At 47.0% G+C, this 23,498-nt stretch carries 22 protein-coding genes; 13 read left to right on the top strand and 9 right to left on the bottom strand.

The window, feature by feature from the left end:
• Window positions 1–76 precede the first annotated feature (76 nt).
• Window positions 77–1,510, bottom strand: a complete 1,434-nt coding sequence (locus tag QT990_RS14965) for an MFS transporter (protein ID WP_333145395.1) — start codon at window positions 1,508–1,510, stop codon at window positions 77–79.
• Between the two features lie 879 nt (window positions 1,511–2,389).
• Window positions 2,390–2,530 carry a hypothetical protein gene (locus tag QT990_RS14960; RefSeq protein WP_333108289.1) on the bottom strand — a complete coding sequence of 47 codons (141 nt, stop codon included), beginning with the start codon at window positions 2,528–2,530 and terminating at the stop codon, window positions 2,390–2,392.
• Window positions 2,531–2,655: 125 nt separating this feature from the next.
• On the opposite strand from QT990_RS14960, the gene cbiD reads away from it, so the two are divergent.
• The 6 genes from cbiD to QT990_RS14930 all read left to right on the top strand — a co-directional run bounded on the left by cbiD (window position 2,656) and on the right by QT990_RS14930 (window position 7,963).
• Window positions 2,656–3,813, top strand: coding sequence for a cobalt-precorrin-5B (C(1))-methyltransferase CbiD (gene cbiD / locus QT990_RS14955; RefSeq protein WP_333145404.1), 1,158 nt, complete (start codon window positions 2,656–2,658; stop codon window positions 3,811–3,813).
• A gap of 335 nt (window positions 3,814–4,148) precedes the next feature.
• Window positions 4,149–5,762 carry a glutamine-hydrolyzing GMP synthase gene (guaA, locus tag QT990_RS14950; RefSeq protein WP_333145396.1) on the top strand — a complete coding sequence of 538 codons (1,614 nt, stop codon included), beginning with the start codon at window positions 4,149–4,151 and terminating at the stop codon, window positions 5,760–5,762.
• Between the two features lie 360 nt (window positions 5,763–6,122).
• Complete coding sequence (locus tag QT990_RS14945) at window positions 6,123–6,338, top strand: hypothetical protein (protein ID WP_333054638.1); 216 nt, start codon at window positions 6,123–6,125, stop codon at window positions 6,336–6,338.
• A 244-nt stretch (window positions 6,339–6,582) separates the two neighbouring features.
• On the top strand, window positions 6,583–7,131 hold the full coding sequence (locus QT990_RS14940; protein ID WP_333145397.1) for a hypothetical protein: 549 nt from the start codon (window positions 6,583–6,585) through the stop codon (window positions 7,129–7,131).
• Window positions 7,121–7,234 carry a hypothetical protein gene (locus QT990_RS14935; RefSeq protein WP_333308263.1) on the top strand — a complete coding sequence of 38 codons (114 nt, stop codon included), beginning with the start codon at window positions 7,121–7,123 and terminating at the stop codon, window positions 7,232–7,234. The genes QT990_RS14940 and QT990_RS14935 overlap by 11 nt, the downstream gene beginning before the upstream one ends.
• A 330-nt stretch (window positions 7,235–7,564) precedes the next feature.
• Complete coding sequence (locus QT990_RS14930; RefSeq protein ID WP_333308241.1) at window positions 7,565–7,963, top strand: hypothetical protein; 399 nt, start codon at window positions 7,565–7,567, stop codon at window positions 7,961–7,963.
• 548 nt (window positions 7,964–8,511) lie between these two features.
• Here the strand turns inward: QT990_RS14930 and QT990_RS14925 are convergent.
• A complete protein-coding gene (locus QT990_RS14925; RefSeq protein ID WP_333308239.1) occupies window positions 8,512–9,447 on the bottom strand; it encodes an isoaspartyl peptidase/L-asparaginase in 936 nt (311 codons plus the stop codon).
• A 64-nt stretch (window positions 9,448–9,511) separates the two neighbouring features.
• Window positions 9,512–9,628 carry a DUF2256 domain-containing protein gene (locus tag QT990_RS14920; protein WP_445300673.1) on the bottom strand — a complete coding sequence of 39 codons (117 nt, stop codon included), beginning with the start codon at window positions 9,626–9,628 and terminating at the stop codon, window positions 9,512–9,514.
• A 129-nt stretch (window positions 9,629–9,757) separates the two neighbouring features.
• Between QT990_RS14920 and QT990_RS14915 the strand changes: the two genes are divergently transcribed.
• The 4 genes from QT990_RS14915 to QT990_RS14900 all read left to right on the top strand — a co-directional run bounded on the left by QT990_RS14915 (window position 9,758) and on the right by QT990_RS14900 (window position 13,991).
• Window positions 9,758–10,546, top strand: a complete 789-nt coding sequence (locus tag QT990_RS14915) for an RNA methyltransferase (protein ID WP_333308237.1) — start codon at window positions 9,758–9,760, stop codon at window positions 10,544–10,546.
• A 262-nt stretch (window positions 10,547–10,808) separates the two neighbouring features.
• Window positions 10,809–12,431 (top strand): serine hydrolase, encoded by a 1,623-nt coding sequence (locus QT990_RS14910; protein ID WP_333300423.1) that lies wholly within the window; start codon window positions 10,809–10,811, stop codon window positions 12,429–12,431.
• Window positions 12,432–12,496: 65 nt separating this feature from the next.
• Window positions 12,497–12,898 carry a hypothetical protein gene (locus tag QT990_RS14905; RefSeq protein ID WP_333465405.1) on the top strand — a complete coding sequence of 134 codons (402 nt, stop codon included), beginning with the start codon at window positions 12,497–12,499 and terminating at the stop codon, window positions 12,896–12,898.
• Window positions 12,899–13,325: 427 nt separating this feature from the next.
• Window positions 13,326–13,991, top strand: a complete 666-nt coding sequence (locus QT990_RS14900) for a DUF1295 domain-containing protein (protein ID WP_333409304.1) — start codon at window positions 13,326–13,328, stop codon at window positions 13,989–13,991.
• Between the two features lie 354 nt (window positions 13,992–14,345).
• Here QT990_RS14900 and obgE read toward each other — a convergent pair whose 3' ends face one another.
• From obgE to QT990_RS14880, 4 genes are all read right to left on the bottom strand, one after another.
• The gene (obgE, locus tag QT990_RS14895; protein ID WP_333409303.1) at window positions 14,346–15,386 is read right to left on the bottom strand and encodes a GTPase ObgE; all 1,041 of its coding nucleotides are present in this window, start codon (window positions 15,384–15,386) and stop codon (window positions 14,346–14,348) included.
• Window positions 15,387–16,190: 804 nt separating this feature from the next.
• Entirely contained in the window at window positions 16,191–17,087 is an 897-nt protein-coding gene (locus QT990_RS14890; RefSeq protein ID WP_333465404.1) for a Mo-dependent nitrogenase C-terminal domain-containing protein, read from the bottom strand.
• 419 nt (window positions 17,088–17,506) lie between these two features.
• Window positions 17,507–18,580 carry a class I SAM-dependent methyltransferase gene (locus QT990_RS14885; protein ID WP_333143513.1) on the bottom strand — a complete coding sequence of 358 codons (1,074 nt, stop codon included), beginning with the start codon at window positions 18,578–18,580 and terminating at the stop codon, window positions 17,507–17,509.
• Between the two features lie 508 nt (window positions 18,581–19,088).
• Window positions 19,089–19,400 (bottom strand): 30S ribosomal protein PSRP-3, encoded by a 312-nt coding sequence (locus QT990_RS14880; protein ID WP_278187374.1) that lies wholly within the window; start codon window positions 19,398–19,400, stop codon window positions 19,089–19,091.
• A 349-nt stretch (window positions 19,401–19,749) separates the two neighbouring features.
• On the opposite strand from QT990_RS14880, the gene QT990_RS14875 reads away from it, so the two are divergent.
• Complete coding sequence (locus QT990_RS14875) at window positions 19,750–20,538, top strand: TIGR01548 family HAD-type hydrolase (RefSeq protein ID WP_333465403.1); 789 nt, start codon at window positions 19,750–19,752, stop codon at window positions 20,536–20,538.
• 256 nt (window positions 20,539–20,794) lie between these two features.
• The gene (locus QT990_RS14870; protein WP_333409299.1) at window positions 20,795–21,031 is read left to right on the top strand and encodes a hypothetical protein; all 237 of its coding nucleotides are present in this window, start codon (window positions 20,795–20,797) and stop codon (window positions 21,029–21,031) included.
• A 731-nt stretch (window positions 21,032–21,762) separates the two neighbouring features.
• Here the strand turns inward: QT990_RS14870 and QT990_RS14865 are convergent.
• Window positions 21,763–22,581: a tetratricopeptide repeat protein gene (locus tag QT990_RS14865; protein WP_333143510.1), complete on the bottom strand. Its 819-nt coding sequence runs from the start codon at window positions 22,579–22,581 to the stop codon at window positions 21,763–21,765.
• An 81-nt stretch (window positions 22,582–22,662) separates the two neighbouring features.
• On the opposite strand from QT990_RS14865, the gene QT990_RS14860 reads away from it, so the two are divergent.
• Window positions 22,663–23,430 (top strand): cobalt-precorrin-6A reductase, encoded by a 768-nt coding sequence (locus QT990_RS14860; RefSeq protein ID WP_333465402.1) that lies wholly within the window; start codon window positions 22,663–22,665, stop codon window positions 23,428–23,430.
• The last annotated feature ends 68 nt before the right edge of the window (window positions 23,431–23,498 follow it).

Genomic DNA, 23,498 nt, shown 5'->3' with positions numbered 1-23,498 from the left:
ATCGTGAAATCGTAATTTTTTTAACAATGTGTGGGCTTTTCTGGTTTCTCGATCGGCAAATTTGTGCGAAAATTTCCTAGCCCCGGTTAAATTTGAAACGTCCAAAAGTGGGGACGATCGACCGCAGCGACTGGCTACGAGGTTCTCGCACCAAAACCAAAGGCAGCAAGCCTACCAACCGCACAGCAGCCGAGAGGGCAAACAGTGAACCCAAACTCATGCCCGGAAGTTCGGCAAGAAAGCCGCCGACGGTAGTTCCCAAAGCCCCAGCTACTCCCGCAACCGCTGCGGCGATCGCAAAATAAGTCGAAGGTTGCTCGATCGACGCTATCTCCATTTGAATATTGTTAGTACACAGCCCGATCGCCCCTAAAGTCGTTCCCCCCAGCAAGTGCAGCAGCGGCAGCCACACCCACACCGCAAACGGGTAATTCCCCGTACCCAACCACAGCAAAGGCGTTAGGGCCACCACCAGCCCAACCGCAATTAGCAGGGGGCGATTTCCCCAGCGATCGGCCAACTTACCCCAAAACATCAGCAGCAGTAGATTTGCGCCGGAACTCAAGCTGGTGTAAATCGTTACCAAACTCACATCCAAGCTTAAATCTTTCAGCAGGTAGATATTAAAAAAAGGCGCGCTGAGATTAATAGCAAATGTCCACACACTGAAGTAAAGAATAAACATTAAAAAATTATAATCTTTCAGCACAGAAGGCACAAAATCTGTTATTTTTTTTGCTTTTTTCTCTGTAAGTCGATCGCTCTGTGTATCTTTTTTGTATACCTGGGGATTCACATCAACCATGAAGGATTGACAGCCCAAACTAATCATTCCCGCCAAAACACCCACCAATAAAACAATACCGTAGCCCACAATTGGACCGCCGTCCCAAGTTGACACTCCCAATCCCATCAACGGCACTCCCAGCAAAGTGATGAGGCTGACAGCACTGTTGCGAAAGCCAAAATAGCGTCCCCGCAAGCGCTGAGGAACCACAGCAGCCATCCAACTGAACCAGCTAGAATTGGCAAAAGCTGCCAGCACGCTAGCTGCTACGACTGTTACCAGTGTCCAGTGCAGCAGTTGGTGGGGATCTGCGTGCTGGGAACCCCAAACAATTGCCACCGCCAGTACCAGCCACAGCAGCCGCGAAACGCCGAAGACAAATAGGTTGTACCAGCGGCGGCTGGTTGTCTGATCAGCGATGTAGGCTCCTAATGGTTGCAGGAGATTTACCACCATCGGAATAGCAGAGAATATACCTATTTCCACGCTACTCGCACCGAGTTGCAGCAAGAAGTTGCTCAGCAGCACGCCGGTGGTCGCCGACTCGAAGATAGTGGCAAAAACGCCGTCTAGAGTTGAGGCTTTCAGGGTCGATCGAACGTCTTTTTTGGAAAATTTGATATCTGTTTTTGGAGATAAAACGAGCTGAGATATTTGATTGTCTAGTATTTCAGGAGTCGGAAGAGATAGAGGTTCATTTAACTCTGCAACTGGTTCAAACATAAGTAATAGGATTTTAGTCGTAGATTAAAGAATTGCCCAATCCTGGTGTGGCAAGGGTTTGAGGCTGGCCGATCGTTAAATTATTTTTCACGCGCAGGTGTCAATAAAATTTAATCTTTATGCTCAAAATTTCTGAGCTAGCCTCTTAAGATAAAACCAGCCCAGCCTTCAAGGTGTGAGCTTGAAAGCTAGACTGGCACTTCCGGGTAATGGTTATTAATATAGATGGCAAGCGATCGCTGGGACATCAACCGCTTGGGAGATTTGACACTCCCCAGCCTAAAGGCGTAGGGATTCTTAATTCATCGACTGACCTTTAAGCGCTATGTCCTTTCGGCACTTCTTAAACCTTTCAACCGTACAAAATACCAATTGACGAGTTCAACTCACAGCAACCCCAGAGGGTCTATCTCCAAAAGCGTACTAGGATATTTACCTAGAGTTGGGGTATGCCCTACCCTACTTAACAACACTAAATAGTTTGTTTCTGTGGTTAAAGGAACTGTGTTAAGCCCCTAGCTGTTTAGAGAGTTTTCGCCGCTCTTTGTCCCCCGGTTTACGCCTGAAAGTGTGTCGTTAACTGTTTTTATGCACTCCGGGCGCAGGAGTCTAACCTTGACAACTCTAGTATACTAGAAATTTCCTGACTTTTAGGAAGGGATTTAAGAAATTAAAGCCGTCCTAGAAGGACAGGGTTTTAGACCCAATTTCCTTGATAAATTTGCCAGTTGTAAAAAAGTAGGTTTTAGGGCTTAACAAGGAAGCGATCGCAGCATTTCGCCTGCCAAAAATAGCTCGAGTTCGGCCTCAAACAACTCCTCCCAAGGGCCAAAACAATTTTCGCCCCAGATCCTCGACTCGGCTCTCAAACCTTTACGGCTAGCTAAATATTGTGAAAAGCGCCCGCACCGGCCCGTAAGCCTTCGGAGTCGGTTGTTGGCGATCCTCTAGGAGAGTTCCGCTAACGCACCTCAACAAAAGTGTGGCTGCGATCGGCAACTGGCAGGACAAAATTATCACTTGACAAAATTTACGCTAACTGATAATAATAGCAAACCCTAGAATTAAACTTAAATGTTTGAGGGCTATCAGTGCTAAGGCGTGATGTCGATCGCCCGCAAACTTACAGATTTCTGCATTTGATCGTGACTAAAACTCAACCTTTATCGGGGTATACGTTGCCAGTATTTGCCTGTGCGGCTGCACTTGCAGCTTTGCGGTGCTTGCGTGAGGGTATTCAGTCTCTAGATAGCGTATCAGTAAATTTACTGGAACCGCAAATAACGGCAGAAATTCCGATCGAACAGGCGTCTGTACTCAAAACTGGTACGGCTTTAGGCGTGACTCGCTCCGATCCGGGGGACAATCTCGATCTGACTCGCAATACCCCCGTTTGGGCAATGGTGGAATTGGGGAATTGGGAAGAGGGAGAGAGGGAGAGAGAGGGAGAGAATCGGGGAGAGGGAGAGCAGATTGTGATTCTCGGCGGTGAAGGTATAGGGCGTCACACAGTCGGTGGAGGGGCGGCGATCTATGATTACGCAATGCGGCTGCTGCGATCGAATCTGAGCCTAGACCTCGCACCGTCCGAAAAAATTACTGTCACCCTGATTCTGCCGTCAGGGCGCCAACTAGCCACCCGCACTTCTAACGAAGCTTTCGGCGTGGTAGAAGGACTTTCGCTGCTGGGTACAACTGGCATTTCTCAACCGCTGAGTGCCCCTGGACAGTTGGAAGTTTACCGCGAACAACTGCAACAAAAAGCCGAACTGTTTGACTGTTTGGTTTTTTGCATCGGCGAAAACGGCTTGGATTTAGCGCGACAACTGGGGATTAATCCTGATAGGCTCGTCAAAACCGCTAACTGGCTCGGCCCGCTGCTGGTAGAAGCAGGATATCAGGGCGTGCAGTCAATTTTGCTGTTTGGCTATCACGGGAAACTGATGAAATTGGCGGCGGGGATTTTTCACACTCACCACCACCTCGCTGACGGGCGCAGGGAAATTCTCACAGCTTACTGTGCTAAAGCTGGAATGCCCGCCGATGCGTGTTCCGCAATTTTTGCCGCAGCGACAGCCGAAGAGGCTCTTGGGCAACTGCGGGCTTTAGACGCCGAGTTTGGGAGCAATTGGGTCGATCGAATTTACGGCGACATCGCCCGACAAATAGACTTGCGCTCATCGGATTGCATTTTTACTCACACTAACTTGCAAATCCCCGTGGGCTCGGTCATGTTCGGGCGCGATCGCAAAATTATTGTTAAAAGTGATATAGGAGATACATTTTTGACTCAAATTTGTTAATCTAGTGTGAATATCCCTGAATTCTGTTTAAAACATCGCTCAGGGATAATATTTAACAAGTAATAATTCTTTGTCCCTAGACCTTAATTATACTAGGTTGCTTCGGGAAGTTATTTCTGAAGCAATAATTCTATTAATTAGGGTAAGGCTCGAAGTAAATCTATGCTTGCCCTGTACCCGATTAATCGACTAACATCGCTGACTGCAATCTAGTATGAATAAGATTTATTCCTAGCGACTAATGGTTCCTCGCCTTCCTTAGAATTGTACTGAGACCGCGACAGATACCTCCGCTACTTTCGACCCAATTAGCAATTAGCAATTACGCAATAACCGTGACTACTCAAATAAAAACTGAATCAGACCTCACAAACTCTTCTCTGGGGAAGATCGATCGCCAGATGATCGTGATTCTCGACTTCGGTTCGCAATATTCCGAACTGATTGCTCGTCGCATTCGCGAAACTCAAGTATATTCCGAAGTTATTTCTTACCGGACTACGGCAGAACAGTTAAAAGCTATCAATCCTAAAGGAATTATTCTTTCAGGAGGCCCGAGTTCTGTATACGATGAAAAAGCACCCCAATGCGACCCAGAAATTTGGAATTTGGGAATACCGGTGTTGGGAGTGTGTTACGGGATGCAGTTGATGGTAAAGCAGCTCGGAGGCACGGTTGAGCGCTCTAAATTAGCGGAATACGGCAAGGCATCGCTATTTATTGACGATCCTACGGACTTGCTGACAAATGTCGAAGAGGGCAGCACGATGTGGATGAGCCACGGAGACTCCTGTACTCAACTGCCGACGGGTTTTGAGATCCTCGCTCACACGGACAATACTCCGTCTGCTGCTGTTGCTAACCACGAGAAAAATTTGTACGGGGTTCAGTTTCACCCAGAAGTAGTTCACTCGATCGGGGGAATAGCTTTAATTCGCAATTTTGTTTACCACATTTGCGAGTGCGAACCGACTTGGACGACTGCTACTTTTGTGGAGGAATCGATTCGGGAAATTCGAGAGCTAGTCGGAGAGAAACGAGTTTTGCTGGCTCTATCCGGTGGTGTAGATTCTTCTACTTTGGCTTTCTTGCTGCACAAGGCGATCGGCGACCAACTTACCTGTATGTTTATCGACCAAGGGTTTATGCGGAAGTATGAACCAGAACGGTTGGTAAAATTATTTAAAGAGCAATTCCACATTGACGTTGAGTATGTGAATGCTCGCGAACGCTTTTTAGCTCAACTTGAAGGGATTACTGATCCTGAAGTAAAACGCAAGCGGATTGGTCACGAGTTTATCAACGTATTTGAAGAAGAATCGAAGCGTCTAGGCCCCTTCGACTACCTGGCACAAGGTACTCTTTATCCTGATGTGATTGAGTCGGCTGACACTAATGTAGACCCGAAAAGTGGCGAGCGAGTTGCTGTTAAAATTAAAAGCCACCACAACGTCGGCGGTTTGCCGAAAGATTTGCGATTTAAGCTGATTGAACCGCTGCGAAAACTGTTTAAGGATGAGGTGCGAAAAGTCGGCCGGTCGATCGGGCTTCCCGAAGAAATCGTCAACCGACAACCTTTCCCCGGCCCGGGATTGGCGATTCGGATCATAGGAGAAGTTACCGCAGAGAGACTAAATATTTTGCGGGATGCTGACTTCATTGTTCGCCAAGAAATTAATCGGCACGGATTGTACGGTGAACTTTGGCAAGCTTTTGCAGTTTTGCTGCCGATTCGCAGTGTAGGCGTGATGGGCGATCAGCGCACTTATGCTTACCCGATCGTCTTGCGATTTATTAAGAGTGAAGACGGGATGACGGCTGATTGGGCGCGGGTTCCTTACGATTTGTTGGAACTGATCTCGAATCGGATTGTGAATGAGGTTAAGGGGGTCAACCGGGTGGTTTACGATATTACTTCTAAGCCACCGGGAACGATCGAGTGGGAGTGATTTGTAGTTAGCGATTAGGTAGGCGGACTAATTTTTTGTCTGTCTACTTATTTTGATTTTGGATAAAAGGGCGATTCCCCATATTCCGCCCTTTGACTCTCACATTTAGGTATTTTTGACCAAGCCATGAGGTTTGCGTCAATTTTGAGGGAATTCCCAGTCAACAGTGGCTCAAAGGGCAGAATGTGGGTTCTAATTGTTCCAGCGCTGCATTGGTTTCAATGTTGTGACTTCGATCACTGGTAAGACGGACTTGGTTCACCGAAGATTTTCAGTATTATCACGGAAAAAAACCAGCACCATCACTTGCTCTTAGGAGAAACCACGAGATGATTAAGGTGTCGAGTTCAAAACAATCCCATGTATCCAGTTAATCTTCTCCCCGGCGCTATCAACGAATTAATCGCCACTGTCACCGATACTCACCGCGTTACCAAAGCTGACCGCTACGGCATGATGGCGGCCATCCTTGATGAGTCTATCAGTGAAGAAGAACGTGGCTCACTCGATCGTCTGATTCGCTCCCTGGTCAAAGGTAGGATTCAAGTCAGTGATGAACTCTCCATCGTCTCGTAAGCAGAAAGCTCGTTAAGAACTCGACACTCTACAAGAGCTTTCGATTGGGAAAGTTTAAAGAAGTCACTGATACAATTTTCTAGAAAGAGCTTTTTGTATAATGCAGTTTTGACATAGACAATTAGCCCTTCCCGATGAATACGAAGAAACCGACCCCTGGTTTCGGCATCATCCGGCAACTGAACTTCCTGTTTGGGAGGATGCAGGAGGGCTGACACCCGTAGAAAAGCGGCATCTCTGTGGCTTGCTGTGCGGCTACAGCCCAGCCGAAATTGCGGTTTTTCTCAACAAACAAATCAAAGGTGTAGAAGTTGATTTGTCAAAAACTTTGTACAGATATATAGAATTATTGACAAATCGGCCCCGAAATGCTCTAAAAAATTGGAGAGATGCGATCGACTGGCTGGAAATAGCCGGATATAAAACGCAGCCAAAAACCTCAACCGGCGCCATATTAAAAGCTACTCTCCACCATTCAGACAGGATTTTGTCTGCGGCTATCAGTCCCGACGGACAATTCCTCGCAACGGGTTCTGAGGATAGTACAGTGAAAATTTGGAGTTTGCACAGCGGTGAACTGCGGCAGACGATTTTCGGACATTCAACAGCCGTGTTGCTAGTGGCTTTCAGTCCCGCCAGCAAAACGCTGCTGACACGATCGCGCGCGGGCACAGTCAAACTCTGGAACCTGCAAAACGGCGAACTGCTGAAGCGTTTGGCAGAGGTGCACCGCCACGAATCCGTCGCCGTTACGCCATGCCTGTGGGTTTTATCTAGGATCTATTGGTCATGACACCATAGCTATTCAGGCTTATCTGGGACACAAGAATATTCAACACACTATTCGCTACACGGAGTTATCGCCAGACCGCTTCCAGAATTTCTGGCTCCACTGAAACTATTTTTGGTTCAAAATCTCTACAAATCAATGGTTTCAACTGCCTTGCTTTACAAAATTTTACAACCTGTCCTCTTTGGCGCGTATCCCGGCTGAACCCCATTGAGACTGTGGTTTAATTAATGTCTAAAAAGTTACCCAAATTTTTTTTGCTTCTTCTAAAAAGCTTTTACAGCAATGGTTTTAGCCTATCTTGCCTCTGGTAACAGCTTCGCTAGCTCCTTGCCACCCTGCAATTTTCTTGACATCTTCCTTAAGGAGGAAGTATATTTGTTTATGTTGTAGTAATGCTACTTCGGTTTTTACTAATATCCCTCACTAGACTCTAATGATGAAAAATCTATACAGCTTGCCTTCCTTGACAATGAATTATTCAGTTCCAATCGCTAAAATCCTTCAGAGTTTAATGGTTGCTACGGCCTTAGCCTTACCACTATCCGTAATGACAGCAAAGAGTGTTTTAGCTGAAGCTTTGGGGTTTAATATTATTAACAAGACGGGTACTAATATAACAAAATTTTATACCAATCCCACAGGAATAGATAGTTGGGGGGAAGACATTCTTGGTATAGATATACTGAGACCTGGAGAATCTGCACTCATAACTATTCGCAACAGTCAGAATGTCTGTACTTACGATATCAAAGCTGTTTTTGATGATGGGGAAGAAATTATAAAATATAAAGTTGATCTTTGTACAATAGAAAACTATACGTTCACCGACTAATAACGCAAGTTGCTAGTTATGCGAAGCGGTTTCCGAGCGCGTAGGGCCTGTCGTCGGGCGCTACGCGCTGTCAAGCTGTTCAATAAATCGCTATAAGATGCTTCGCTTGAGTCATTTAAGCAATACAATTGGATCTATAGCCTTTCTCAGTAACATGAGGTGCTCATAGGGCATAGGGCATAGGGCATAGGACATAGGACTCGCCCCCATACCTCACCACGCTTGAGAACCGCTATGGGATTGCTGATTCTTGTAGTACAGTCGTTGCCACTGCTTTTTCTCTAGGCTTACCTACGGCAATTGTTGACTCAGATTCATTTCTCTTACTCCCTTTTTTTCATTTTACCTCTCTCTATATTCTTTGGGCGGGAAGGGAGTAAGGATCTGCAGATGAATTGTATGGAAATGGGACGGCGCCTTGTCATGAGTGTGGGTAATATTTATTCTGATGTCGCCAGATTTGATATAAAACTAAGGCCGATGGAGATACCCGAATTATTCCAAAAGTCGGGTATCTGAACCGCATACTGACAATTTATATCGCCCTTTTAAGCAATAAAAATCAGCGTTCCCTTGCTCATTTCCAAAGTATCGCCCATTTGCATACCATTGTGAAAAGCACCCAAAATCACCTCGCTAGTTTTGCCAAAAGCGATCGCACCGCTAGCATCAATTCCAATTGCGCCAAAATCCCGTTGACGTTCGTCAGCTTCAGCAAAAGAACGCTCAAAAGCAGTTTTCAAACTCAAACCATCCGTTACCCGAATCACAATTCGCGCCGCCAAACACTCGTCCATAATGTGCTCGCCAATCCCCGTACAGCTTACCGCCGCACTCCCTGCCGCGTAATTTCCCGCCGGCATCGCCGAGTCGCTAACCCGGCCAATGCGCTCAAAACCCTTGCCACCAGTCGAAGTCCCAGCAGCCAAGCGTCCATGCACATCCAAAGCTACGACTCCGATCGTACCCATACCGGCCGGTTCGGCAACCACATCAGCCATTGCTTTGCTAAAATTGCCTTGGCGTTCCTGCATCCACTCGTGCAAACGCAAATCCGTCATCGGATCGTAAATCGGCAATTGAAGTTCTCGCAGCAATTCCGCCGAACCAAAATCAGAGAGAACCCGATCGTCCGAATTCTGCAAAAATTGAGCAAGTTCGATCGGATGTTGAACGCGAGAAACATTAATCGCCCCGCTGAAACGCTGCATCAAACCGTCCATCAGCGAAGCACTCATCCGAATTTGACCGTCCGACTGCACTACAGAACCAGTACCGGCATTGAATCGCGGGTCATCTTCCAACAATTGGCAGCCCCGCACCACTGCATCTACGGCACTTGCACCGTCTTTCAGCAGCGGATAAACTTCCTCCAAAACATCGTAAAGCGATTTCCGCACCGCCTCAATTCCGCCTTTACTGTGTAGAGAACTGCCGGCACCGCCGTGAATAACTAGCTTTGGTTGCACCTGTTGCGATGCCATACTTTTTAACCTAAAATTTTTCCTTTGCAATCTTAGCTTCGATCGAGCAACTTGCCCTAAATTCTTAATCTTGAGCCGCCAAACGGCGGCGACGACAACGTTCGGAGCAGTATTTGACCTCATCCCAGCAGTCCGCCCATTTTTTGCGCCAAGTAAAAGGTCGATCGCACACTGGGCACATTTTTGTCGGTAAATCAGATTTCGATCGTTGCTTTGCCATGCTAATTTGGACATTACATTAGTTAGTGATTAAATTTTAATCAAAACAAACAAAACAACCAATTTCTGCCAAACACCTCCCCAAATAAAAATGCTCGCAACGGCCGACGCCAACATCCGAATAATCTTAGTCGAACCTGCCGGCCCATTAAATGTCGGTGCTGTTGCCCGCGTCATGAAAAATATGGGTTTGCACCAATTAGTTTTGGTAAATCCCCAATGCGATTATTTAGGGGAAGAAGCCCGACTGATGGCTGTTCGCGCCGCCGACATATTGGAAACGGCCAAAGTAGTCGAGAGTTTGCCCGCTGCTTTGGTTGGGTGTGTCAGAGCGATCGCAACTACAGGGGATGATAGTCGATCGTTGCCAACACAACTAGAAGAACCCGCAGATGCCTTGCCTTGGCTCCTAGAAGCCCCCAGCGCCCTAATTTTCGGCCGAGAAGACTGCGGCTTAACCAATGCCGAATTAAACCGCGCTCAACGCCTGATCCGCATTCCCAGCAGCGATGCCTACACATCTCTAAATCTCGCCCAAGCCGTCGCTATCTGCTGTTACGAACTATACAAGTCAGTTGTCAGTTGTCAGTTGTCAGTTGTCAGTGGCCAGAAGGAATCGGCTCCCTTGGAAAATTTAGAGGGATATTACCAGCAACTAGAAACGCTGTTACTCAAAATAGGATATTTGCAGCCGCACACAGCAGCAAGCCGGATGGAAAAATTTCGGCGTTTGTACAACAGGGCTTATCCGACAGTGGATGAAGTCGCCATGCTGCGGGGCGTCCTCCGCCAAACAGAATGGGCAATCAAAAGTTACCCACGAGAGACAAATTCTGATACTCTGGATAGGGCGTTACCGGAAAATCCAACGGATAGCTAGCAGAAATGCTGATAATTGGGGATGTGAGATTGAGTATTTTTTTCACAGAGAACTTTTCTGCACCCACTTGTCACCTTCATAACAGCGTTTCTTGACTAAAAACCTAAGCTTTGCGATAATTTGCGAGCAATAAACCCGGTTGCTGATACCATGCAGCGTCTGGGGTAAATCTAAAATCTAAAATCTAAAATCTAAAATTGATTGGCTGACAAGCTGAAAAATCTTAAACTTGAACTTTACATTAGTGATGAAGGAGTAAGACGTGGCAGAGCGGTTTCCCAAAGGATCGATATTATCGGTGATATCCTCGATATCCTCTCCCAACTCCGGCTCAAAGCAGCCTAAGTCCGGCAAAGCAAGTCAGTCTGGCAACTCCGGCCGCCGCCGCCCTCCCCAACCGCAAAACGGCAACCCAGAAATTCGATCGCCCGAACCTGCGACTGTGCCACCGCAACAAAGCCGCGGCAGCAGAATTGGAGCCAATTCTCCCACATCTTCGGAAGAATTTACTACACAAGACTTTTTATCCGATCCTCGATCGGCAATTAACCCCAGAAAACCCAGAACCAGCAAAACTCCACAGTCGAAGACTCGCCAACCACGCAAAAAAGGCCTCGCTGCTGTCGATATGTTCGAGTTTCCGAACCCGACTCTGGAGCGGGAAAATGTGAGTGCGATCGCCAGCAATCCCAACAACCAGCCCCCAACAGCCACTCCCCCTACCACCCGTGGAAGTCTTCCCAGTTCGCCCCCAGTTCGCATTCCAGACACGGTAATCCCCCCAGATGCCAAAAAACCCCCCGTGCCTAAACCGCGCCCACAAGCGAGCCAGAAGCCGGGTAAACGACCAGCATCTGCGAGCGTGCCGCCGTTGGTGTATGCTACTCGCTTGCTGATTTTGGGAGTTGGGATAGCGGTGATTGGCGGGACGCTGCTGTCGGTGGTAAATGCTGTGAGTCGAGCATCCACTGTAGCGACAGAAGAACAAACCAGCACAGGGCAGAACAACCCAGCCGATAGCGCATCTGCGGCACCTGCAGCCCCAGAAGTGCTGCAACTGAATCAAGAATTAGCGGCTTTGAAAACGCAAGTTCAGGTTTTAGCAACAGAAAATTCTAGTTTGACAGCCGGAATATTTCTAGTCGATTTAGATACTGGAAGCTACCTAAATTTTAATGGCGATACTGCTTTTGCTTCAGCTAGCACAATTAAAGTGCCAATTTTAGTAGCTTTTTTCCAAGCAGTCGATGAGGGCAAAGTGCAGTTAGATCAGATGCTGACTCTGAAGTCGGAACACATTGTCGGCGGTTCTGGGGATATGCAAGACGAATCTCCGGGCAAGAAGTATTCGGCTTTGGAAGTGGCCCAAAAGATGATTGTTGTCAGCGACAATACAGCGACAAATATGATGATTGAGTTGTTGGGAGGTGCTGAGGTTTTGAATCAGCATTTTGCAAATTGGGGTTTGAGTACCACGGTTCTGCGTAATAATTTGCCAGATTTGGAGGGAACTAATACTACCAGTCCGAAGGATTTGATTAATATCATAGCCCAGATCGATCGGGGTAATTTGGTATCGGTGAAATCGCGCGATCGCATTTTGCAAATCATGCGCCAAACTAGAAATGATTCTTTGCTGCCGAAAGGTTTAGGCGAAGGTTCAGTTATTGCTCACAAAACCGGCAACATTGATACACTGCTTGCGGATGCGGGGATGGTGGATTTGCCGAACGGTAAGCGTTATTTAGTGGCGGTGATGGTGAAGCATCCGCCGGAAACGGAGAAGCCAGCTCAAACATTGATTCGGGAGATTTCTCGGATGAGTTACCGCTATTTGTACGGTGGGGAAACGCCAGCCGATTCACAAGTGAAAATTAAAAATTGAAAATTTAACCGGGTTTTTGCGGGCAAGTGTTGTAGACTTTATCAAACTATAAATCAGTTTGTATTATGAAACTAAACATTCGACTTGCTTGTCTGGTAGCGCTTTCAACTTTAGCTGTTGGAGTCTCCCCCACCTTGAGTAATGCTAATCCTGCTCCTGAATATGAAACCGACGGCGTGACAGTGATTAACAATAATATCGAACTCAATCGGGCAAAAAACTTAGCCCGTCAAGCAGCAGAAATTGCTAATGGGGGTTTAGGCAACTATCGAGCTGAAGCTTCTATGCACGGTACTTCTAAGGAATCGCCGTTTGTTGACAATGGCGATGGAACTTGGACTTTTACTTTTAAGGGTAACAAGCCTGGTTCGTCTGTCTATACTGTAGAAACGGTTGTTACGGTTTCTCAAGATGGGAGGGTGAGAGTCGATTACAACGGGCGAATCCGCGAGTCAAGCGGAATTTAACAATACTTCGGACTTACTCATCGGTAATCAGAAACCGGGTTTTTCAATGATGGGGAGTGGGGAGTGGGGAGTGGGGGAATGTGGAATTATTGGCCTTGACTTTATCATTCCCATGCAACCGGAAACGATATGAACTTGTGAAATAGCGATCGCCCGATTAGAGAAATCCTTGATTAAGCTTTCGTCGCGGGCGATCCGCGCAACATTCTTTCGGTACTGAGATCGCGAGCAATTTTCTTTGTTAAGCCGAGAGCCGGAGCTGTCAAATAAACGAATGAGGGCACTCCGGTCACGCTTTCAAGTTGCTTGTTACCCCGTCAGGCAAAATAGAAGCAGGTTGATAAGTTTGCTCGTGATAAGTAGTTACATCTAAAAAAATGTAATATAAAGAGAGATAGAGTTTACTAGATATATCTTAACAAAAGCTATGAAACTGAAGCATTTTATCAATCTGCACAAAGGACTCACCTTTCCATTTGTTTTGACACTGATGTTCATTTACCAAAATTTTAATTTTGGTGCTTGGGTTTATTTGGCTCTGCACGGTACTTATGGTTTGTTGTGGCTGCTCAAAGACCAGATCTATCCAGATAAACAGTGGGAACAAGAAATCTCTGTCGGAACGGGAATATTAGGCTTTGTGTTACTTAGCCTCTATTGGATAGCACCTTTTATTTTGATTAGCAGCGGCTCACAACCACCTCTGCCGTTAGTGGCAGCAGCAATTTCCCTAAATATTATCGGTGTCTTTCTACACTATACTGCTGATGCACAGAAGTATTACACCCTTAAGTACCGTTCGGGACTAATAACTGAAGGATTTTTTGCCCGATCGCGCAATACGAATTACTTAGGAGAAATCCTAATCTACGGAGCGTTTGCGATGCTAGTTCAGCACTGGCTACCTTTTTTAATTCTGGCAGCTTTTTTTGCTGGTGTTTTTATTCCTAACATGATAAAAAAAGATCGTTCACTCGGACGATATCCTGAATTTGCCGACTACAAAATTCGGTCTGGACTTTTACTACCTCGACTATTTGTATCGACATATCTCGAACAAAAAAAAGACTGTTTAGAGGAGAAAGTTGGTTAAAAATGGTAATTTAGGGCGTTGCGGAATTACAATATGAGTTGATGAGGGATAATAAGGCGAATTTTTAGGAAATGCCCTGAATGCTGCTCAACTCATATCCGCAAAATAAGATAAAGCTTCTAATAATAAATTTCCCGCCTTTGCCACACAGCATTAGCGATTGCCCCATACCCCTTTGGGAACTTTAACCGTCACGCTTGTAGGCGATTTAAAGCAGTCGGTAGATACTTTTAAACGATCGTTTTTTTCAGCATAGAGGCTCAAACCCTTGCCGCACAAGCCATACAGCCGAAAGATTTGACCCCTCAAAAAAACACCTACCCATTCACGGAAATTCCAGGAACCCGAAAGCGATTAAACACTCGCGACTGCTAACTGTTCTGCCGCCTCTTTCTCGTTCATCTCGTCGAGTTTCTGCCAAACTTGCTGCATCAATTCATCCAATCCAACTCTACTAACGGCAGAAATCAACAAAACAGGAGCGCCGCTAATTTCTTTAATTCGGCTGATTAAATTACCAATTTCTTCGCTTTCGAGGTCGATCGCATCTACCTTATTAAAAGCCAAAATCTGGGGTTTATCGGCTAAACCACGCCTGTAAGCCTTTAATTCTTCCTGAATTGTGACGTAATTGGCGATCGGATCTTCATCGGTAATATCGATCAGATGCAGCAATAACCGAGTTCGTTCGATGTGCCGCAAAAACTCGTAACCCAAACCCGCGCCTTCGTGAGCCCCCTCAATTAATCCCGGAATATCAGCAAAAACAGTACCGTCGCCGGTCGGTTTTCTGACTACGCCCAAATTCGGGACTAAAGTTGTAAACGGATAATCTGCTATCTTGGGGCGAGCCGCAGACAAAGCTGAAATTAAGGTGGATTTGCCAGCATTCGGCATCCCCAGAATTCCCACTTCAGCTAATAGCTTCAATTCCAAACGCAAAAATTTGTGTTCTCCTTCTTTTCCCGGCATCGCATAATCTGGAGCGCGGTTAGAATTGGTCAGAAAACACTTATTCCCCAAACCGCCTTTGCCGCCTTTGGCTACGCAAAAAGTCTGTCCGGGCGTCACTAAATCTGCTAAGATTGCCTGAGTTTCCGCGTCGTAAACCACTGTACCGCAGGGAACTTCGATCGTGCGATCGTCCCCACCGGCACCAGTCATATTTTTCGGCGCGCCCCGCTTCCCGTCATCGGCTTTAAAAATCCGGTTGTACTGAAAATCTAGCAGCGTTTGCAGGCTTTCCACCGCCACCATATACACGGAACCGCCTTTGCCGCCCGTCCCGCCAGAGGGGCCGCCCGCCGGTACATACTTTTCTCTGCGAAAAGCTACCATGCCGTCGCCGCCTTTGCCGGCTGCGACTTGAATATCTGCTCGATCGATAAATTGCATAATTTAGTCAGTAGTCAATAGTCAGTTGTCAGTTGTCAGTTGTCATATCATGTCCGATCGAGCGATTAAAAGGGCGGGTTTTTGAGATTGTCAATTATTGGCAAATATTTTTCGTGAACCCGCCCCTACCTTATTAGGGGTAATCGACCGGACATCATATCAGTTGTCAATTGTCAATTGTCAATTGTTAGTTGTCATTAGTCAGTAGTTATTATTATACCAGATCCAAGTACCATATTGCTCTTTTTCTTTAGCCCGGGTCGGCGGACGACAGCCAAGTTTAGTGGCTATTTACAGTTGCCAGAAAAATATAATTTTACCAATTCTGAAAAGTAGTGCAGAGCCAGAGATTGTACGCGAGCATTTGTTGGGAAACGGCAATGCCGTGTCCGGCTCCTAAATCGGCGATTTTTAAGAATTTGTATAAGCTTGAGGATAGTACCAAGACTTTTATTCAAGTAGTATTATCAAAGCAGATTTGATATTAGCAAGACTTACCCACAAAAACTGAATAAACCGGGTTTTTCTACTGGCTTTTTCTACTGGCGCGGATTGGTGTAACGATGTTTTGTCCTAGAAAAACCCGGTTTTTGCATTTGGGACTAATTAGTAGTCATTGGTTAATAGTTAAAGTCATTAATCCGAGATTTCACAAGAATGACAACTAACAACTAACAACTGACAACTGCCCACTGACAACTGCCCACTGACAACTGACAACTGCCCACTGACAACTGACAACTGACAACTAACAACTGACAACTGACAACTGCCCACTGACAACTGCCCACTGACTACTGACTACTAACAATAGGACGATACATCTTCCTTACATTCATCTGCCAAATAGCAGAGAGCTCGAAAGCGCATCCCCACTAACTGTTCGTAAAGCGGGTTAATCTGGCACATCGCCGGAATGTGGACGATTTTGTGACCAAATAACACGACATCTCGCTCAAACGGACACTGGGGCGGAATAATTTTACAGACAAAGTGTGCCACTTTGGGGTCGTGAATTTCCCAGGCGTCAAGCCAGTCTTTGACAGGCTGCAGGACATTTTTGTGGTGAGGTTTAGGTAGCCGAGATGAAAGCGGTGTTCCGGCGACGGGGGCGACATTCGCATCAAAGACGATTTGGCTGCTGGGCCCCTGCGGATCATCGCACTTGCTGTCTTCGATGGTGTGTCGCAGAGCTTCGATCGCCTCTACATTGTGCCCCAAAGCTGTGCAAAACTTAGAGATTACCTCGTCTTCGCTGAGGGAGTAGGTACCGTCTGCCAAAGCTACCATGACCGCTGTCCTCAAAAAATCCTCGCCTTTGGCGGTGTCTTTCCCTAACACAGCGACTAATTCCTCTGCGGTAATGGGTTCAAAACCCTCCTCAAAAGATACCGGGTGTAGTTCATCCTGAGTTAGATTTGCAATCATTTTTTGCTCGTCTTCGTCAAAGTTGCCGTCTGCCCAAGCAATTGTCAGCAATCCCCGCAGCCAAGCAGTAATCTCTTCATTGGTGCAGGAAGATTTAGCGTTACTCATTAGCATTTCCACTTGGATGTACCAGTCAATTTGTTCGTTTACAGCGGACTCAATATTCCCCTCCCAATAATTTTTACTGGTTTTGTGGTCGATGGATGATCTATTTGTGGAAGGTTTGTGCCCGAAGATTGCTCCAAACGCTTGTAGTGGATGTGTTAAAAGCATATTTGTTTTTCAGCAGCATCGCTAACTAGCGAGCTAATCTATTGGTTAATCCTATTCCCTAAAAAGTCATCTATCGCGAGGAATAGGTTTGTTGAATTCATCTTAACTCTAGTTGCACCCATTGAGATGACGATCGAGTTTTATGCAAGCCCGATTGCCATTAGCCACCCACTTTTTCGCAAGAAAGAAAAGGTTGGCAAGCGTTGGATCTAATCAGACACTGGGTTTCTCACCCAGGGGCGATCGAACTTCGCTCTCTTTACATTTTAATATATATTTTTGTAAATTTTTCTATGCCGGCAGCACAATATTAACAGCGAGCCTGGTTTAAGCTGTTGAAAGAAAAATATATGAGGAAAATTTGACCGCCGATAAAAGCTTTTGATTGCTGTGTCCGTCTAGAAATGATTGATTTTTTTTTAACTTCGGCGACACAAAATCCAGCGCAATTCCATTGGCGGGCGTGCGTTTGCCATCGGGAAGACATCTCGACCGGTGGCCCAACTGGGAAACCAAGGCGTCGGGGGCCAGGCTCCTTCCGGCAGGTGGTGGCGTTCGTACTCAAACACCAATTCATCGGATATTTGGACTAAGGGCAACCCTTCCATTGCGGTGGCGAGTTCTTGGGGTGTAAATAAAGTAGACCAGGAGAGTTGGGCAACTTGTCGCACGAGGGCATCAGGCTGGTAGTCGCCGACGGTTAAAAACGTGCTGAACAGCAACAAGCCTCCGGGAGACAGGGAATCGCACATTTTAGCGAGGAAAAGCCGTACTTGATCGCTGTCTCGAAAATGTGAGATGACTTCGGCGGCAACTGCCAACTGGTAGCGGGCCGGTTTCATCCGCATTAAGGGGTCGAGCACATCGCCTTCAGTAACTGTCACGGGAAGGTTTTCGGCTGTTACTGCCGCTTTCAATTGTTCTGCAAAAGCTGGGGCTAGTTCGATCGCATCTACAGAATAGCCCAATCTCGCCAGCGGCAAGGTATTGCGGCCGGTACCAGCCCCCACGTCCAAAATCCGCACTCGATCGGGTGTGCCCAATTTAGCAGCCGTTGTCATCAATTTTGCATCGGGATGAGAACCGAAAAGCGGAGGTTCTCTGGTGTCTACCCAGCTTTTGTACTGTTCTCCAACTGTTGAGGTAGTCACAATCACTTTGCAGGCTAAACCGGTTTGTGGCGGCTGTACTGATTCGTATTGCAGGATCAGCATCGATGCTGTGGAGGTGCGGTAGCCTTGTTCTAACTTGGTGGCTAAAAGCTTGCTGAGTTCGTCTCTGCGGTCTTCGGGCAGGGGTCTGTCGAGAGTGCTAAATAGCTTTTCTATGGACTTGACATAGTGACTTAGCATTCCTGGGACGCAGGGGAAAATTAATTCTCCGCGAGCGATGATGCGAGTATTAATTTTGTAGAGGATAGATTGCTGGAGAATGTCGGGATTTACTACCAGCGGTAGCTGTTCGGTCTGGTCGATCGTACTTTCGGCGCCCATAAATTCCGCGAAGAAGGAAGAAGGAAGTTCGGCAACGGATTTTGTAACGGATGTAACGGATGTAACGGATGTAACGGATGTCGGTCCGATGGAAGTCGGAAGAAGGAAGCCGTGTACAAGATTTAACGAATTTAATCGGTGGATTTTGAGGATCTAGGTTGGAGGTTCGGGGGAATTCCGTTGAGAGCTGACTGTACAATTCAAGAGTATAAAAAAGCCGATTTTAGATTTATTTGGTTTGGTTGCTTAGTCTTTTTAGATTGTAGAAAATCCGATTTGAGAGCTTTATTTTGGATAAATCTCAAATCTCAAATCTCAAATCGACCAAGCCCAAAACGCGAGTAGGTTCCAAAATCGGAGTCACTATCAAGATAAGCTGTAGCGAATTCAAATTTTATCTTTCACGGCGAGGTGGAAAAAGCGTCTAATCCTCTCGCCTTCTCCCCTCTTTCCTTCCCCTTGTCAGCCATAACAGGCAATGTATATGGGTAGCAACTACAAGCTGGGCTTAGTTGCTGCCGGTAAAAGTTACTTGGGGGAACCTTGACTGAGCTTCAGTCATCGGGCGCCGTCTGCCTTCCTCTTGCCAGTAGTTGATTACTTCTGTGGCTTGGTTGAGGATTTCGACGCGATCGTTGTCAGCAATCCAGTGTTTGGCTTCGAGTTCGTTTTTGAGGTCTTCCCAGGCATCTTTGCGAGGCCAGAAAAAGTAGGATGTCAGCGGGCTAGTTCCTTTGCCGACAACTTGGTCAACGGCGAGGGCAACATTCTCTTCTAGCCAGAGAACTTTTAAGATGAACTTGGACAAGCAAACCTCCAGGGTTCCGATCGAACTTGTTAAAAATTTCTACAATCGCTAAGCGTAGCACACTCTGTTCGATAATTGGTCATCGGCTATGAAAAGTTTTGTGGCGCGGCTGGTTTTAGCGCCACTCAGGGGCTGGGAACAGATAAAATTTGGGTTCTCGCCGCAATACGCTTGGGCCCGATCCCGATCCCCCCTAGCCAAGGGCGGGCACGGGGGCACCGCCCCTACGAAGGGGGGGGACAAGAAGTTACTCTTGCGTCCCCCTTAAGAAGGGGGATTGAGGGGGATCACGCCCGGAATAAACAGTTTTCACCCAAGCTTATTGGTTTTCACCGGCCCTAGGTATAAGGATGGTTAAGTTGTGAACAGAGTTATTTTAGTCTTCGACATTGACGGTGTGGTGCGGGATGTGTCCGGTTCTTACCGGCGGGCGATCGCGGATGCGGTGGAACATTTCACGGCGGGTGCTTTTCGCCCAAATTCTCTCGATATCGACTCTCTGAAGTCTGAGGGTGTGTGGAATAATGACTGGCAGGCGTCTTTCGAGTTAGTTTGCCGTTATTTTGAGGGGATTGGGCGATCGAGAAACGAACTCGCTGTCAACTATGACGAATTAGTGGCTTTTTTCCAAAGTCGCTATCGCGGGCCTGATGAGAAAAATTGGACTGGTTACATTTGCGACGAACCGCTGCTGTTAAGTCCGGCTTACCTGGAAAATTTAACGGGTGGGGGAGTTGTTTGGGGCTTTTTTAGCGGGGCGATGCGGGATGAGGCTGCTTATGTTTTGTCAGGGAAATTGAGTTTAAATTCCCCGGTGTTGGTGGCGATGGAAGATGCACCGGGAAAACCAGATCCGGCTGGACTTTTCGCGGCAATTGAACAGTTGGAAACTCTGCACGGTTTAGAAAAAAATTTGCCCGTGATTTATGCGGGAGATACTGTTGCGGATATTTACACGGTTGTGAAGGCGCGGGAAGTGCAACCAAATCGGGTTTGGCTAGGGGCTGGAATTTTGCCGCCTCATGTTTTGGATGATGCTGGGCGCTGTGAGGCTTATGCTGCGGGGCTGGAAAATGCGGGTGCTGCAGCGGTTTTTAGGAATGTTGAGGAGTTGACGGCTGCGCGGATTTGGGAATTAGTCAGTTGTTAGTTGTCAGTTGTCAGTTGTCAGTTGTCAGTTGTCAGTTGTTAGTTGTCAGTTGTTAGTTGTCAGTTGTCAGTTAACTAATAATCAATAACCAATGACAAACAAATGTAATTTTGTTAAAAAATTTTGCAGCTTATTCTATTGACAAGTAAATGTAGTTTTGTTACATTTATTTGTCAATTTTTGCATCGTTGAGTTGACAATATCTGCTGCGGCGGCTTAGTACAGAGTAGAGGTCAATCTCTAGGAGAATGCAACTATGTTAGTTTCGCGATCGACTGATAAACAACCTACGCTGGAAGAAACTCGGCAACTAGAAAAGCTCCAAGCCCAAATCGAGCGAGCTGTTGCTAACGGCAAGATATCTAAGCAAGAAATGGAAGACATTAAGAGAGCAATTTGTGCGGACGGAAAAGTTACTGTGGAAGAACTGGAACTGTACAGAATATTGGTGACAGATAGGATTGTTGCTGGAGAAGTTGAATACGAGTTTTGAGAAGAGAATTCAACGGAGGAAACGGATTTAAGGGATGAATATTGAGGAAATAAGAAACCTGCAAGAAGAGTTTGAATTGTTCTTCAATAGTTTATTTCCTGCTATAGAGATTCTAAATGAATTGTGTAATTGTTGTAGGGGCAAACCCCCCGTGGTTGCCCCGATCCGTCGCAGGGCTGTTTCATTCTCTTGTAGGGGCAATCCCCCCGTGGTTGCCCCGATATCTGAAACGACAACCAAGGAGAAAATTCATCGCCACCCAACAGGGCAATCCCCCCGTGGTTGCCCCGATATCTGAAACCCCTACCCGCTCGTCTATGGGCTGGGCGGGCACGGGGAGTAGGGGTAGCACCGCCCCTACAAAACCCTGGTTTTCCGTAGGGGCAATCCGACCCCTACTCCCCGTGGTTGCCCCGAAACAGCCCTGCGATCCGTGAGGGCTAGGCACGGGGAGTAGGGGTAGCACTACCCCTACATATAGCAATCCTAAATCATTTGTAAAAATATGTAGGGGTAGTGCCCCCGTGCCTACCCCCTATCTATCGGGGCGGGCACGGGGGCACCGCCCCTACAAGAATTACACGAATCATTTAGGATTGCTATATTTGTACAACTGATGGGAGGATTGCTATAGCTTAGGATGATATTTGGCAATTCTTTGGAGCATCCCTTTTAGGAACTATACCCCACAATCATCGGGATGCTCGCAATTTTTTATTGGTGTTTTGAGATTATCTCAAGTGCAAGAATTTGTCTAATGCACTGACTGCAAGTGGCGGCCAGCGGCGGTTATTGGCAACCCAATCAAGGTCTTTGTAGCGGGAGTCGAGGCCGATCGCTGCTACCCAATTACTCTCTGCTTCGCCGCGATTTCCTGTTTCCCAAAGACAGGCGCTGAGGGCGGCTCTCATGTCGGCAAATTGGGGGTATCTGCGGACGATGTTTTTCATGTTGCGAATTGCTTCTTTGGTTTGCCCGTTTTGATAAAGTGCGAGGGCGTGGTTGGCGCGGGCAAAGGCGTATTCGGGGGCTAGTTCAAAGGCTTTGCTGTAGTCGGCTATTGCTGGTTCCCATTTTCCTAAACCTGCTTCGGCGTTGCCTCGGTTGTTGTAGGCGGCTGGATCTTGGGGGTCTAATTCTAGTACATGATTGTAGTCGGCGATCGCTTCTTCCCAACGTCCTAAACCTTCTAGGGCGGTGCCACGGTTGAGGTAGGGATCGGGGGCGTCGGGTGCTAGTTCGATCGCTCTTTCGTAGTCGGTAATAGCGGCTTGTAGTTTGTTTTGGCTGACTCTAGAATTGCCTCGGTTGCTCCAAGCGGCGGCTTGTGAGGGAAATTTGTCAATGATTTGAGTCCAAAAAGTTTCTGCGGCGGGAAATTTGCCTTCATTTGTAGCTTCAAAAGCTTTTTGAACGAGTTCTCCTAATTCCTGTTGGGGATCGGTGATATCTGTTGGTTGTACTTGTGCGGCAACGGGGGCGATATTTCCCAACCATACTAACCCGGTTACAATTAATACTGTAAAAAATGTGAAAAGTGAGCGAATCATTGTTGTTGGTCGTTTAAACTTTGCTAAACATATTATTAACCGAAATTGCGGGCGTTGCTTGGATAAGTTAGGGGTAATTTGGTGAAAAAACGGTTGCTAATTTTGGGGGGGACGGGGGATGCTGCGGAACTGGCGGTGAGAGCGTCTCAAATTGCTGATATAGAGGTGGTATCTTCGCTAGCAGGACGCACTCAACAGCCTTTTACCCCAAAAACGGGTACGGTGCGAATTGGGGGGTTTGGTGGGGCGGCTGGGCTGGCGGCGTTTTTGCTCGATCGCGCAGCCAACGGAGTCGATCGCCCGATCGACTTCTTAATCGATGCTACTCATCCGTTTGCGGCTCGGATTTCTGCTAATGCTGCTGTTGCTGCTGCTGAATGTAATGTGCCCTATTTGATGCTGGTGCGTCCAGCTTGGGAGAGGGTGGAGGGCGATCGCTGGATTGAAGTTGCGGGCCACTCGGAGGCTGCAAGGGCTTTATTAGGGCTGTCTCAGCGGGTGTTTCTGACGATTGGTAGGCAGGAATTGGCTGCTTTTGCTGGTTTGGATGCTATTTGGTTTTTGATGCGGGCGATCGATCCTCCGGCACTCAATTCTCCTATTCCTAATGGTAAGTTGTTATTAGCAAGGGGGCCTTTTTCTTTGGAAGATGAGCGTCAATTATTATTAGAATATCAGATTGATACTATTGTTAGTAAAAACAGCGGGGGCGGTGCTACTTATGCGAAAATTGTGGCGGCTAGGGAACTGGGAATTCCGGTGGTGATGGTGCAGCGGCCGCCGATTGCGGATGTTGAGCAGGTTGCTGATGTTGAAGGGGCGATCGCTTGGTTAGTTAAGCAGTTATGATTTATATCATCTCCGGTCGATTACCCCTCATACGGTAGGGGCGGGTTCACTAACAATATCTGCCAATA

The organism is Microcoleus sp. T3_B1, assembly GCF_036700445.1.
GTDB lineage: Bacteria > Cyanobacteriota > Cyanobacteriia > Cyanobacteriales > Microcoleaceae > Microcoleus.
This window is presented reverse-complemented; position numbering and strand designations above follow the sequence as displayed.

Coding starts and splice junctions, on each gene's coding strand:
- QT990_RS14885 (WP_333143513.1), bottom strand. CDS start 18,580: ATGGGCGCCGAAAGTACGATCGACCAGACCGAACAGCTACCGCTGGTA.
- QT990_RS14870 (WP_333409299.1), top strand. CDS start 20,795: ATGTTAGTTTCGCGATCGACTGATAAACAACCTACGCTGGAAGAAACT.
- QT990_RS14865 (WP_333143510.1), bottom strand. CDS start 22,581: ATGATTCGCTCACTTTTCACATTTTTTACAGTATTAATTGTAACCGGG.
- QT990_RS14930 (WP_333308241.1), top strand. CDS start 7,565: ATGATGAAAAATCTATACAGCTTGCCTTCCTTGACAATGAATTATTCA.
- QT990_RS14915 (WP_333308237.1), top strand. CDS start 9,758: ATGCTCGCAACGGCCGACGCCAACATCCGAATAATCTTAGTCGAACCT.
- QT990_RS14890 (WP_333465404.1), bottom strand. CDS start 17,087: ATGCTTTTAACACATCCACTACAAGCGTTTGGAGCAATCTTCGGGCAC.
- QT990_RS14900 (WP_333409304.1), top strand. CDS start 13,326: ATGAAACTGAAGCATTTTATCAATCTGCACAAAGGACTCACCTTTCCA.
- QT990_RS14905 (WP_333465405.1), top strand. CDS start 12,497: ATGAAACTAAACATTCGACTTGCTTGTCTGGTAGCGCTTTCAACTTTA.
- QT990_RS14965 (WP_333145395.1), bottom strand. CDS start 1,510: ATGTTTGAACCAGTTGCAGAGTTAAATGAACCTCTATCTCTTCCGACT.
- obgE (WP_333409303.1), bottom strand. CDS start 15,386: ATGCAATTTATCGATCGAGCAGATATTCAAGTCGCAGCCGGCAAAGGC.
- QT990_RS14945 (WP_333054638.1), top strand. CDS start 6,123: ATGTATCCAGTTAATCTTCTCCCCGGCGCTATCAACGAATTAATCGCC.
- QT990_RS14925 (WP_333308239.1), bottom strand. CDS start 9,447: ATGGCATCGCAACAGGTGCAACCAAAGCTAGTTATTCACGGCGGTGCC.
- QT990_RS14920 (WP_445300673.1), bottom strand. CDS start 9,628: ATGTGCCCAGTGTGCGATCGACCTTTTACTTGGCGCAAAAAATGGGCG.